Source organism: Arsukibacterium sp., assembly GCF_036735525.1.
Lineage (GTDB): Bacteria > Pseudomonadota > Gammaproteobacteria > Enterobacterales > Alteromonadaceae > Alishewanella.
Genome location: NZ_DAINOE010000091.1, coordinates 1 through 11,000 on the forward strand (window position 1 = coordinate 1; position 11,000 = coordinate 11,000).

At 47.6% G+C, this 11,000-nt stretch carries 17 protein-coding genes; 14 read left to right on the forward strand and 3 right to left on the reverse strand.

The genetic code is table 11. The features are described from left to right. The 3 genes from V7D78_RS14280 to V7D78_RS14290 all read left to right on the forward strand — a co-directional run. Window positions 1-451: efflux RND transporter permease subunit (locus tag V7D78_RS14280; RefSeq protein WP_333609128.1), on the forward strand; the 451-nt coding region annotated here is incomplete at its 5' end. Between the two features lie 65 nt (window positions 452-516). Further along, complete coding sequence (locus V7D78_RS14285) at window positions 517-1,077, forward strand: TMEM165/GDT1 family protein (RefSeq protein WP_333609129.1); 561 nt, start codon at window positions 517-519, stop codon at window positions 1,075-1,077. A 196-nt stretch (window positions 1,078-1,273) separates the two neighbouring features. Further along, entirely contained in the window at window positions 1,274-1,624 is a 351-nt protein-coding gene (locus V7D78_RS14290; RefSeq protein ID WP_333609130.1) for a DUF4870 family protein, read from the forward strand. 50 nt (window positions 1,625-1,674) lie between these two features. On the opposite strand, the gene rhlP is transcribed toward V7D78_RS14290, so the two are convergent. Then, window positions 1,675-2,574, reverse strand: a complete 900-nt coding sequence (rhlP, locus tag V7D78_RS14295) for a rhombotarget lipoprotein (RefSeq protein WP_333609131.1) — start codon at window positions 2,572-2,574, stop codon at window positions 1,675-1,677. 152 nt (window positions 2,575-2,726) lie between these two features. Here rhlP and V7D78_RS14300 point away from each other — a divergent pair, with 152 nt between their 5' ends. The 8 genes from V7D78_RS14300 (at window position 2,727) to V7D78_RS14335 (ending at window position 7,261) form a co-directional block, all read left to right on the forward strand. After that, window positions 2,727-3,473, forward strand: coding sequence for a helix-turn-helix domain-containing protein (locus V7D78_RS14300; RefSeq protein WP_333609132.1), 747 nt, complete (start codon window positions 2,727-2,729; stop codon window positions 3,471-3,473). Window positions 3,474-3,544: 71 nt separating this feature from the next. Continuing rightward, on the forward strand, window positions 3,545-3,688 hold the full coding sequence (locus tag V7D78_RS14305) for a hypothetical protein (protein WP_333609133.1): 144 nt from the start codon (window positions 3,545-3,547) through the stop codon (window positions 3,686-3,688). A gap of 93 nt (window positions 3,689-3,781) precedes the next feature. Then, complete coding sequence (locus V7D78_RS14310; protein ID WP_333609134.1) at window positions 3,782-4,153, forward strand: hypothetical protein; 372 nt, start codon at window positions 3,782-3,784, stop codon at window positions 4,151-4,153. 114 nt (window positions 4,154-4,267) lie between these two features. Continuing rightward, complete coding sequence (locus V7D78_RS14315) at window positions 4,268-4,738, forward strand: Hsp20 family protein (protein ID WP_333609135.1); 471 nt, start codon at window positions 4,268-4,270, stop codon at window positions 4,736-4,738. 430 nt (window positions 4,739-5,168) lie between these two features. Beyond that, window positions 5,169-5,651: an NYN domain-containing protein gene (locus tag V7D78_RS14320; RefSeq protein WP_333609136.1), complete on the forward strand. Its 483-nt coding sequence runs from the start codon at window positions 5,169-5,171 to the stop codon at window positions 5,649-5,651. Window positions 5,652-5,675: 24 nt separating this feature from the next. After that, on the forward strand, window positions 5,676-5,849 hold the full coding sequence (locus tag V7D78_RS14325; protein WP_333609137.1) for a DUF3012 domain-containing protein: 174 nt from the start codon (window positions 5,676-5,678) through the stop codon (window positions 5,847-5,849). Window positions 5,850-5,933: 84 nt separating this feature from the next. Continuing rightward, window positions 5,934-6,857 (forward strand): ion transporter, encoded by a 924-nt coding sequence (locus V7D78_RS14330; protein ID WP_333609138.1) that lies wholly within the window; start codon window positions 5,934-5,936, stop codon window positions 6,855-6,857. A 164-nt stretch (window positions 6,858-7,021) separates the two neighbouring features. Then, on the forward strand, window positions 7,022-7,261 hold the full coding sequence (locus tag V7D78_RS14335; protein WP_333609139.1) for a hypothetical protein: 240 nt from the start codon (window positions 7,022-7,024) through the stop codon (window positions 7,259-7,261). A 62-nt stretch (window positions 7,262-7,323) separates the two neighbouring features. On the opposite strand, the gene V7D78_RS14340 is transcribed toward V7D78_RS14335, so the two are convergent. After that, window positions 7,324-7,662, reverse strand: a complete 339-nt coding sequence (locus V7D78_RS14340; RefSeq protein ID WP_333609140.1) for a YajD family HNH nuclease — start codon at window positions 7,660-7,662, stop codon at window positions 7,324-7,326. 76 nt (window positions 7,663-7,738) lie between these two features. After that, window positions 7,739-8,419 carry a glutathione S-transferase family protein gene (locus V7D78_RS14345; protein ID WP_333609141.1) on the reverse strand — a complete coding sequence of 227 codons (681 nt, stop codon included), beginning with the start codon at window positions 8,417-8,419 and terminating at the stop codon, window positions 7,739-7,741. 195 nt (window positions 8,420-8,614) lie between these two features. On the opposite strand from V7D78_RS14345, the gene V7D78_RS14350 reads away from it, so the two are divergent. The 3 genes from V7D78_RS14350 to V7D78_RS14360 all read left to right on the forward strand — a co-directional run bounded on the left by V7D78_RS14350 (window position 8,615) and on the right by V7D78_RS14360 (window position 10,790). After that, window positions 8,615-9,532, forward strand: coding sequence for a matrixin family metalloprotease (locus V7D78_RS14350; protein ID WP_333609142.1), 918 nt, complete (start codon window positions 8,615-8,617; stop codon window positions 9,530-9,532). 37 nt (window positions 9,533-9,569) lie between these two features. After that, a complete protein-coding gene (gene nadS, locus V7D78_RS14355; protein WP_333609143.1) occupies window positions 9,570-9,854 on the forward strand; it encodes a NadS family protein in 285 nt (94 codons plus the stop codon). 198 nt (window positions 9,855-10,052) lie between these two features. Further along, window positions 10,053-10,790 (forward strand): esterase/lipase family protein, encoded by a 738-nt coding sequence (locus V7D78_RS14360; RefSeq protein WP_333609144.1) that lies wholly within the window; start codon window positions 10,053-10,055, stop codon window positions 10,788-10,790. Window positions 10,791-11,000: the final 210 nt, after the last annotated feature.

Below are 11,000 nucleotides of genomic sequence, written 5' to 3' on the forward strand. Positions count from 1 at the left end.
CTGGACGTTTTTACTGACCGGCACCAGCATGAATGTAATGGGCATGATCGGTATGTTGGTGTTAATGGGAATAGTCGTAAATAATGGCATAGTATTGGTTGATCGCATTAATCAGGACAAGATATTGCTGCCGCAGCAGGATTTAAAAACCACTATTATCCTGGCCTGTGAAGCCAGATTAAAACCGATATTAATGACGGTATCGACCACTGTGCTCGGCTTATTGCCTTTGGCATTGGGGGGCACACAAATAGGCGGAGATGGCCCTAGTTATGCGCCTATGGCCATTGCTATCATTGGTGGCTTACTGTTTTCAACGCTGACCAGTTTATTGCTGGTGCCGTTAACTTATTATGGTTTACTGAAATTACGCGGTGCCACTGGCAGGCTGTTTTATCGCAGCATTAGCCTGGCCGATAAGCTGCTGTTAGCTGCCAGACCCCGAGAGTAATACGCTTGCTGCAGGCGGGCAGCTTAAGTAGAATGCACGCCTTGCTCAAGCGCCCAGAAGTTGTTATGGAAGCCTTTTTATCCTCCTTTACCGCCGTAGCTATTGCCGAAATTGGCGATAAAACGCAGTTGCTGTCGTTATTTCTGGCGGCCCGCTTTCGTAATAAAAGCGCTATCATTGCCGGTATCTTAGTGGCTACCTTACTTAATCATGCTGCCTCAGCCTGGCTTGGTGCCTGGGCTGTGCAGTTTATTCCTGCAGCCTGGGGTGCCTGGCTGCTTGGCGGCTCTTTTATTGCAGTAGCCTTGTGGTTGCTCATACCAGATAAAGACGACAGTGCCGATACCGCCGTACTAAAATACGGTGCCTTTTTGGCCAGCTGCGTATTGTTTTTTCTGGCTGAGATTGGTGATAAAACCCAGGTTGCCACCGTGTTGCTGGCCGCCAGTTTTGAAGACGCGATTTGGCTGGTGATCTGGGGCACAACCCTTGGCATGCTGGCGGCCAATGTACCGGTAGTCTATGCCGGAAGCTGGCTACTTAAAAAAGTATCTTTGCATTGGGCAAGGCGCGCGGCCTGTGCGGTATTTATGCTGTTAGGGATAATCACCATCTTGTCAGCCTAATCAGCTGCTGTAAAAATTGTCGGCAGCGTTGGGGTTAAGCCAGGTGTTATCTTTATTTAACTGTTGATTACCATAAGAATAATTATTGATAAAGTATATGTTTAACGCTATGTTTTGAGCGAAACTGACTTTTTAGTGCTGTTTTGAACCAATCAAAATAAAAAAATACAATTAATCGTAATAAGGAGAGGGTGTCATGAATGACATTAATGCTGTACCGAATGGAGATACGTCAGGTGCTAAGCTGGTGTATATTTTGTATTTGGTAGGCCTGATATTTGGTATTACCGGAATTATTGGTGTCATTATGGCTTACGTCAATAAAGATGATGGCCCAGACTGGTTGCAAAGCCATTATCGTTTTCAAATCCGTACTTTCTGGATGGGTTTGCTGTTTATGATCGTTGGTGGGATTTTACTGATAGTGTTAATTGGCTGGTTCATTTATTTATTCTGGGTTGTCTGGCTCATTATCCGCTGTATAAAAGGTTTAAAACAACTGGATTTGCAGCAGCCAGTGAAGGATGAAAAGACCTGGATGTTTTAATTGTGCCAGGCTTAAAAAGCGAAGCGCTATGCTTCGCTTTTTATTAAGTTTTAGCTCTGGTATTGCCTGCTTACCAGCAAGCAAATACTAAAAAAGAGCATCACTATATCAGTACCGGCGCCGCTATATCCTGAGCGTTGGCTAATCTGGATATCTTCAGGTTGTTGCTTTAATCGAAGTGTAAAGTTCTGTAATTCCTGTTCTAAATTTTCCACCATCTGCTCACTGGCAAGCTGAAAACCTTCTCTGCTGTCTGCACGCAACTCTTCACTGAGATTCACCGGAGTAGAGCGGCCTTTTACCTGACTGCTACCCGGTGCCCGCAACAATAATTTACGGCTGGCTATATCATACACCGCGGTATCAAGCAGAGTTTGTGTATCATTTTTCTGGCCGGACACCAGATAAGCACCAACCAGAGTCCAATAGCTCAACGCTGTTTTGCTTTCATCGCTAAATTGCATTTGATCAAAAGATATCAACGCAATCACATCTATACCAAACATTGATTTCAACTGGTCCAGGTTGGCAAAACTCCCTTGCGGCCTCAAATAGGCGCTGGAAATAAGCTGAATATCGCCAATAAAATCATGCTGGCGAAAATGGTCTGCCAGTCGTTCCAGCATCTGTTGTTTATCATTTTCTGTCAGACTGTTAGCCCCTTGATCGACAAAAGCCCAGGGGTTAGCCCCGCGGCTATGTAAACGCTCGGAGGGTACAAAGGCAATACCTACGCGCAGCGGCAAAGTTAACTTAGCAATACCGGGTTCTATGGCCACTTGCTGCTCTTTGGGGTAAAGATAATCCACCACGCTGCTGCGGCTACCAACTTGCTGGCTGGCGCAGCCACTTATCGCCAACAGTAACAGCATACTGGCAGCTATCCTGCGGCAACTGATACTGAATGTTGTTTTTAATATGTTGGTGGCGCTGTCGACAAACTTTAACATAGATGCTTCCTTTGGTTGGCCCTACTTATTCGCCACAGCAGTTGACTATATCCACAATTTAATTGCAACTTAAATCGTAAAGGTGGCACTTTTTGCCGCCAAAAGTATTAAAATATGCTACCTTTTGCCGTAACTCTCCTTAGGATAAATCTATGTCACAACAACAAGCCCTGATGCAGATTGTAAAAAAGAGTCTTAGACAGCAAGGGCTGACCTACGCGCAACTGGCCACAGCGCTGGATTTAAGCGAAGCCAGTGTGAAGCGCATGTTCTCTAAACAGCAAGTTACGCTACAGCGTCTGGAGCAAATTTGTCAGTTGTTAGGGTTGGAACTAACAGATTTATTGCGTTTATTAGACGCGCAGCAAGCGAAAGTCAGTCAGTTAACAGAGCAGCAGGAGCGAGAGTTGACAGAGGATTTAGGCTTATTGCTGGTGGCAGTATCGGTGCTTAATCGCTGGACCATGCAGCAAATCATCGATTGGTATCAATTGTCTGAAACTGAATGCCTGCAAAAGTTGCTGCGGCTGGATCGGTTGCAGTTGATAGAACTGCTGCCGCATAACAAAGTTAAACTGCGGGTAGCGCCAAATTTTAGCTGGCGTGAAAGCGGGCCTATTCAGCAGTTTTTTCAACAAAAAATTGCCAGTGAATTTTTTAACCGCAGGTTTAACCAGCAGGGTGAGTACCTGTTGGTGCTAAACGGTATGCTGTCCGCGGCCAGTAATCAGCAGTTTCAGCGAAAACTGGCGCGGTTGGGACAGGATTTTAATGAGTTGAACCGTCAGGACGCCAATTTGCCTTTAGCGCAGCGCCATGGCGTGAGTGTGGTGCTGGCCATGCGCGACTGGCGTTTTGGTTTGTTTCAGGGCCTGCTGCGAAAGCCAGTAAGTAGCTAACGCCTGCAAGCTCAGCGTGCGTTCAGCCTCAGCGTTGTTAACTGGCTAAATACCAACTCAGGGATTGCTTTATGCGCACAGTTTCAACGCTCACATCTTTGCTCAATAGCTCATTAAAGCCATTAAGTCTGGCAGTATTAATGCTCACCCCCGGCTGGCTGCTGGCTGATACGGTATTTACTGAGCAAAATTTACAACGCCTTGAAGCCGCCTGACCCAAGCTGGCGGCGATTGAGCAGGATGATGTATCGTCGCTGCAAAAGGTTCGGTTACAGCGGCACTGTGACTGGTCGCGTCATGCCCAAGAAGTGCGGGCACAGCAGCATGGTAAGGACTATTTACAGCAGGTAGATAACGTATTGGCGGAGCATCAGCTCACGCCAGCGCAGTTTATTGAGCTTAGTGCCAAAGGCAGTTGGCCGCTGCTGGAGTCTATGCAGCCGGTACTTAGCGTTACCCGGCATAGCTTGCCGTTTCTACCGCAACCGCAACGGCAAAACGCCGAGCAGCTATTAGCGCAAACCGATAATATGCAGCAAGTGGTTGGCCCCTGTTTATCAGCGGCGGATAAAGTAGCCTTGCAACAGCAGCGCCAGCGTTTAGTGGCGTTAGCCACTACTTTGCCCGGCGTTGGTTTACCAGACTTTGCGGCGATGCAGCAGCTTAATAACGGCAAATAATTTTAAAATGCCGTGCTTGAATTTTCTCCATCAGGCCTTACATAAGCAGTAACAAGGCAGGTCTCATAGCAGAGTGCCTTGTTTAACCCCGTATTGCTTAATGGAGAATATGTTATGAACACTATCGATTTTAGCCCTTTGTATCGCAGCAGCATTGGTTTTGACCGTTTTGCGTCATTATTGGATCATGCGTTACGCTCTGATCAAAACAACAACAGTTACCCGCCTTATAATGTCGAGATCATCGATGAAAACCGTTATGCCATTACCCTGGCCGTAGCGGGTTTTACCCTGGATGAACTGACCATAGAAGTGGAGCAGGGGGTGTTAACCATTCGTGGTAATAAAACCAGCGAGGGTGCCGAAAAACGCCAGTACCTGCACCGCGGTATTGCCAACCGCTCTTTTGAGCGCAAATTTAACCTGGCAGAGTTTGTAGAAGTGGTCGATGCCAATATGGAGCATGGCCTGCTGAGTATTAGCCTGGTAAAAGACATTCCGGAAAAAATGAAGCCGAAGCAAATTGCCATTAACGGCCAGTCATCCAACGCGGCCATTGAGCATCAGGCCAGTAAAGTTGCCTGACGCATCATCTTTATCCAATAAATAAACAAAGGGCTGCTACTGCAGCCTTTTGTTTATTGTGTTAATTTCCCTTAACGGTCTCGGTTTGTCTAATGAAGCATATTAAAAGGACAGCAAAATGGATGCGATGAAAAGATGGGGTTTGACAATATTGTGCCTGGTTGCCGCTTTAGGTTGCTATGGGTTGGGAATACCAGCAGGGAGCGCTATTTTCCTGTTACTTGGGGTGATTTTTGAAATTGTGTTTTGGGTAAGGTTATATAAACATCAGGCGCCTGACGCTTAATCAGATATTTAAAAAAATGGAGTAAAGCTTGTGTCTACAGGAGTAATAGTTGTATTTATCATCATTCTAGTAGTGGTTGTGGCCAGTTATGCGGCTAAGAAAAAAATAAATAGCAGTACTTAGTTTGCAAAACAAGGGTTAGCCATGAGCAGCGTTACTATTTTGGTGGATGTACAAAACATCTATTACACCAGCCGAGAGGCTTTTCAACGGAATTTTGACTACAACGCGTTTTGGCGACAGGTGACCGCGGGCCGCACTGTGCTAAAAGCCATTGCTTATGCAATAGATCGCGGTGATGAAAAGCAGCGGCAGTTTCAACATATTCTGCGGGCCATTGGCTTTGAGGTAAAACTTAAACCCTTTATTCAACGCGCCGATGGCTCGGCCAAAGGCGATTGGGATGTCGGTATTACGCTGGATGCCATGGAATATGGCCAGCACAGTGATGTGTTGGTATTGGCCTCGGGTGATGGTGATTTTGCTCTGCTGGCAGAGCGTTTAATTGAAAAGTATCATACTGAGGTCGAAGTATATGGCGTGCCCAGCCTGACCGCGCAGGGGTTGGTAAACGCTGCCAGCCGTTTTATACCCATAGGTGCCGATTTGTTACTGACCCCCACCTAAACTGACAATCTAAGAGAGTAAAACATGAAAAAATGGATGGCGTTAATCATAGTTAGTACTGTGCTACTCAGCGGCTGTTCGCCGGAAGTCGGCTCTAAAAAATGGTGTGAAGCGATGCAAAAAAAGCCAAAAGGTGATTGGACGGTAAATGACACCAAAGATTTTGCCCGTTATTGCTTGTTAAAAGGCAATGATTAAAACGCTGATTAACCTTGCTAAGCCGCATGAAGAGCCTTTCATCTAGTGGGATGCCGGCGTCAACAGCAAGATTAAGGAGTCAAGATGATAGCACGAACGGAAATAGCCCAGTGGCTGGAACCGTCATCAGAGCATGATAAACGCTATTTGTGGGTCGATATTGGGTTAATTCTGCTGATTGGTTTGAACATTATCGCGATGATCCTGCAGTCAATTGAATCCATTGACCAAAGGTATAACAGCCAGTTTTTTTACTTTGAGCTGTTTTCAGTCAGCATTTTTACGCTGGAATATGCCGCCAGGATTTGGAGTTGTGTTGATACTCCTTACTACCAGCAGCAAGCCGGCACCAAGATGCAAAAACGCCTGCGCTATATCTGTTCGCCATTAGCGATAATTGATTTGCTGGCGATACTGCCGTTTTATCTCGGCTTCTTTATTCAGTCTGACTTGCGTTACCTGCGGGTGTTTCGTTTACTACGGGTCTTTAAACTCACCCGCTATTCGCGGGCAATGCAACTGTTGCTCAATGTCTTTAAAGAAGAACGTTACTCGCTGTTTGCTGCCTTTGCGGTGCTGTTTATTATTATGTTGGTCGCCGCCTGCGCCATGTATTCGCTGGAAAAGGATATTCAACCCGAACATTTTAGCTCTATTCCGCAGGCGATGTGGTGGTCGTTGGTCACATTAACCACAGTGGGCTATGGCGATGTCACGCCGGTGACCGATTTAGGCCGGTTGTTTGGTGGCTTAATTACCATAGTAGGTATTGGTATGGTGGCGTTACCCGCTGGTATCCTGGCCTCGGGCTTTTCAGAGCAACTGTCCCGCCGCCGCCAGTTTTATCAGTTAGCCCTTGATCAAGCCTTTAAAGACGGGCAATTTGACGCAGCGGCTGAGCCATTATTAAAACGCTTACGGGCAGAATTAGGTATTAGTCATACCGAAGCGGGTATTTTGCGCGAGTTGATGGAAAAACGCTATCAGGCTATGCATTGTCAAGATTAATACCGTTTGTCAGAAAAGGGAGCCGTTCGTCAATGATCTGTATGACACGACAGCATTTGCTCACTATCTTAGTGATCGGTGAAATATAAATCATGCCATGGCAGAATTGTAACGATTCGCGAAAAAGGTGGTATGGTTTTTCCGTCTCTAAAGGTGAGTACCTAATGCAAACTGCACTTATTGAAAGGCGCCAGTCGACTAGGGAAGCACAACCGTTCTGGGATGAACTGAATCTGGCACAAAAATTCTCTGTAGCCGAACTACAGCGTTATGGCTATCAACTAGCCTTTGTTCGTCATCAGAATTCAGGCAATTTGGCCGTGTTGCGAGCAGGTGAGCGCTTTGCCGCGGTTGATCACGAGGGTGAAATTGATACCTCGCCCAACATCACCATTCGTCATTAAGCGGCCAGCTTAGCTAACTACTCTGTATCCTGCTTTGCATTGTCGGTGCAGGGTGTCGGCAACTACTTGCTTTTCGTCAGCAACGCTTTCAGATCGGCAAAAGGATTATGGGTAGCAGGGGCCATCTTTTGCTCGGTGGTGCCGCCATAAAGCACGTACTCGTGAAACTTATTGTGTTCGTTATCATGGCAATAAATGCACAGCAGTTCCCAGTTGCTGCCATCGCTGGGGTTATTGCTGTGGTTATGGTCTATATGATGCACTGTCAGCTCACGCAAATTAGAGTGCACAAACTCGCGGGCGCAGCGGCCACAGACCCAGGGGTAAATTTTTAAGGCTTTGTCGCGGTAGCCTTGCTCTTGTTGCTGATAGGCCTGAGCGCCGCTGTTGTTCTTACTCATAATTGTCCTGCTACACTCTGTTTATATAAACCAATGATACCTTGGACTGCACATTAGCACATTGGTTTTTGCATGCTTATCGCTGCCGATAGTCGGTTATTATAGTGCCATATAAACCTATTTCCGCTTCGTGACTGGGCTCACGCCAACTTTCCAATAATGCCGCCTGATACCAGGCCAGCATAGCCGGTAAGGCCAGTAATTGTTTAACATAAGCCATAGCACTGTCGCTTAGCTTCAAATCAAAGCTTTGCACCCGAAAGGCCACTGGTGCAAAAAATGCGTCTACCGCTGTAAAGTGAGCGCCAGCCAGAAAAGGCCCGCCAAATTGTTGCAAACCCTGCTGCCACAATTCATCGAGCCGTGCCATGTCCTGTGCCAGTGCTGCCGGTGGGTTATTCAGTTGTACCCGCGCGCCACAATTCATAGTGCAGACATTACGCAGGGTGCTAAAACCGGCATGCATTTCACTGGCCGCACAGCGGGCGTAATTGCGCGCGGCGGCATCCGCCGGCCAGACGCCGGCATGTCGCTCTGCCAGATATTCGACGATGGCTAAAGACTCCCACACTACGGTCTTGCCATCATGCAGGCAGGGTACTTTAGCGGTGGGCGAAAATGCACGGAAGCTAGCGTAGTTATCGACCTGAAACTGCTGCAACTGCTCCTCAAACGGAATAGCCAGCTGTTTTAGCAGTAACCAGGGCCGCAGCGACCAGGATGAGTAGTTTTTATTGGCAATAAACAATTGATACACAGCGATCTCCTTGCAGAATGAATACGAGCTTACGCTGGTTGCACAATAGCTTCAAGCAAGCCGAAAAAGGTTTTTCAGTCTTGTTTGGCCCTTAAAGGTTAGCTAATCTGTTGATTATAGAAACGGTCAGGTCTAAGCAAAGGTGCCTGAAACTTTAACGCGCGTTCGCCGTTTTTTACATTTTAAGGTTAAAGCATGCTTGCCAGATTAGTGTTTTTGTCATTGTTAATTCTAGGCAGTTATCTGCTGTTATCGGCCTGGTTTTCTGCAGAGCGGCCTGAGTCTGAGTTTCTTAAAGATCGAGCAGAAAAAGCCCTGCAACAGCGCTTATGCCAGATCCCGGTGTTGTGGCGCATTGGCCAGCTGGATCCGGCCTTTGCGTTAACGGCAGAGCAAGCCGAGCAGGCCGCTCACAACGCGGCGGCGCAGTGGAATAATGCGCTGGGGCTGGAGGTGTTTCGCCACGATAGCCTGGATGGCTTTCCGATTAACTTTCGCTACGACGAGCGTCAGCAGAAGATGCTGCAACAAGCCTTGCTGCAACGAAATATTCAGCGCTACGACAGTACCATTGAACGCCGGGCCGCGACCTTGCAGCTACAAAGTGAGCAATTGCAGCAGCGGCAGCGCGAGTTTGACCAAGCTAATCAGCAGTTTAGCGACGACATAGCTGCCTTTGAGCAGCAGGCAGCCAGCGCCAGCCCGGCACAACTGACGGCGCTGCGCCAGCAGCAACAGCAGTTGCAACAGCGTGAGCAACAATTGCAGCAGCAAGCAGAGCGCTTAAATGCACAGCAGGCACAATTACAGCGTGAATACCAATACCTGAATGACACCCTGGCTGATCGCAATGCGTTACTGCAAGATCAACAAGCGCCGCTGGCGGCCGAAGTCGGCTTAATGGAAATTATCAACGGTAAGCGCATTATGACGATTTTCGCTTACAGCACGCCTGCCGCTTTGCAGCTAACGCTGGCCCACGAATTTGGTCATGCTATGGGGCTGGGCCACTCTGAGCAGCATACCGATGTGATGCACTATGCGATAAACCCGCAGCAGCAAAGCCTGACCCGAGCAGACATAGACGCCCTGAAGCAGCAGTGTGGGTTTTAAAAGCAGTTAACCAAGTTACTAAAAGACGAGGTGTAGAATGAGTATCTTTAATGAATTAAAAGATTCTCTGGCCGAAGCGGTGGATATTAAACACGGGCGCAAACAATCAAGCCGGGTAACCCGCTATAAAGTGGCCGATGTGAAAGCCTTGCGCGAAAGTTTAGCCATTACTCAGGCGCAGTTAGCGCAGGCACTGGGCACCAGTGTCGATACCATTAAAAGCTGGGAGAGCAAGCGCCGCAACCCAACAGGCCTCGCCGCTAAAGTGCTGGCGACTATTCAGGATAACCCCGAGTTCTACCACCAACTGGCCGCACACTAAACTGGCTAGTACACCAAAGAAAAGTAAGGGCGCATTATTGCGCCCTTAGCTTTCGCAGGAATTATCTCCTTGACCAAGTTCATTTATTCGGTAAATCTAACTGTCAGTGTTTTCTGAGCGACGCTGCTTTGCTGAAGGTGATAAGCCAGATGCAAAAAGCAAGGCCCCATGCTCTTTCGAGGTTTACTAAGGTATTTTATGCGAATAGTGTTTGGCACCATCTTGCTGCTGTTATCTTTTAACAGTGTCAGCTCAGACTGTGTGGTGTTGCTGCATGGTTTGGCCCGCAGTGCCGGCGCTATGGAAAATATGCAGCAAGCACTTGATAAGGCGGGTTATTACACAGTAAATGTCGATTATCCTTCGCGCAAGCATAGCATTGAGGTACTGGCCGCTCAGGTTATGCCACCGGCCTTGGCTCAGTGCCGGGAAAATAACAGTGAGAAAATTCATTTTGTTACCCATTCGATGGGTGGCATTTTGTTACGTCAGTATCTGCAAGCGAATACTATTGACGTTTTAGGTCGGGTGGTGATGATGGGGCCGCCCAATCAGGGTAGCCAGGTGGTTGATAACTTAAAAGACGTGCCGGGCTTTCAGGCGTTTAATGGCCCCGCCGGTATGCAATTGGGTACCACGGCGCAAGATGTGCCCAGGCAGTTGGCTGATGTCAGTTTTGAACTGGGCGTTGTCGCCGGTACCCGCTCTATAAATCTTATACTGTCGACCATGCTGCCCAACCCGGATGATGGCAAGTTGTCGGTTGAAAATACTAAGGTAAAAGGTATGTGTGCGCTGGTAACGATAGCTGTGTCGCATCCGTATTTAATGAAACGGCAAAAGGGCATTAGCCAGGCATTACATTTTCTGCAGCACGGCCGTTTTACCGGCGATACCGCCCAGCAGTTTGGCTGCCCGGCGCAGCAACAAAGTTGATATATGCGGCTGTTAACCTTGATTGGAATTAAATACTTGACCCCGTTTGTTATTTCGGTAAATGTAGCAGACAGTTTATGGTAGCTAAATTGTTTACAAGGCGGTAAGTCGGAGGGAGGACGCAAGACCTGACCCAGAACGAGTTAAGTTATTACCCTGAGGTATCCCCAGAAATTCTGTAGTTAAAATAAAATGTTAGTTGATTGGGGA

Coding starts and splice junctions, on each gene's coding strand:
- V7D78_RS14300 (WP_333609132.1), top strand. CDS start 2,727: ATGTCACAACAACAAGCCCTGATGCAGATTGTAAAAAAGAGTCTTAGA.
- V7D78_RS14315 (WP_333609135.1), top strand. CDS start 4,268: ATGAACACTATCGATTTTAGCCCTTTGTATCGCAGCAGCATTGGTTTT.
- V7D78_RS14330 (WP_333609138.1), top strand. CDS start 5,934: ATGATAGCACGAACGGAAATAGCCCAGTGGCTGGAACCGTCATCAGAG.
- V7D78_RS14360 (WP_333609144.1), top strand. CDS start 10,053: ATGCGAATAGTGTTTGGCACCATCTTGCTGCTGTTATCTTTTAACAGT.
- V7D78_RS14305 (WP_333609133.1), top strand. CDS start 3,545: ATGCGCACAGTTTCAACGCTCACATCTTTGCTCAATAGCTCATTAAAG.
- nadS (WP_333609143.1), top strand. CDS start 9,570: ATGAGTATCTTTAATGAATTAAAAGATTCTCTGGCCGAAGCGGTGGAT.
- V7D78_RS14340 (WP_333609140.1), bottom strand. CDS start 7,662: ATGAGTAAGAACAACAGCGGCGCTCAGGCCTATCAGCAACAAGAGCAA.
- V7D78_RS14320 (WP_333609136.1), top strand. CDS start 5,169: ATGAGCAGCGTTACTATTTTGGTGGATGTACAAAACATCTATTACACC.
- V7D78_RS14350 (WP_333609142.1), top strand. CDS start 8,615: ATGCTTGCCAGATTAGTGTTTTTGTCATTGTTAATTCTAGGCAGTTAT.
- V7D78_RS14285 (WP_333609129.1), top strand. CDS start 517: ATGGAAGCCTTTTTATCCTCCTTTACCGCCGTAGCTATTGCCGAAATT.
- V7D78_RS14290 (WP_333609130.1), top strand. CDS start 1,274: ATGAATGACATTAATGCTGTACCGAATGGAGATACGTCAGGTGCTAAG.
- rhlP (WP_333609131.1), bottom strand. CDS start 2,574: ATGTTAAAGTTTGTCGACAGCGCCACCAACATATTAAAAACAACATTC.
- V7D78_RS14325 (WP_333609137.1), top strand. CDS start 5,676: ATGAAAAAATGGATGGCGTTAATCATAGTTAGTACTGTGCTACTCAGC.
- V7D78_RS14335 (WP_333609139.1), top strand. CDS start 7,022: ATGCAAACTGCACTTATTGAAAGGCGCCAGTCGACTAGGGAAGCACAA.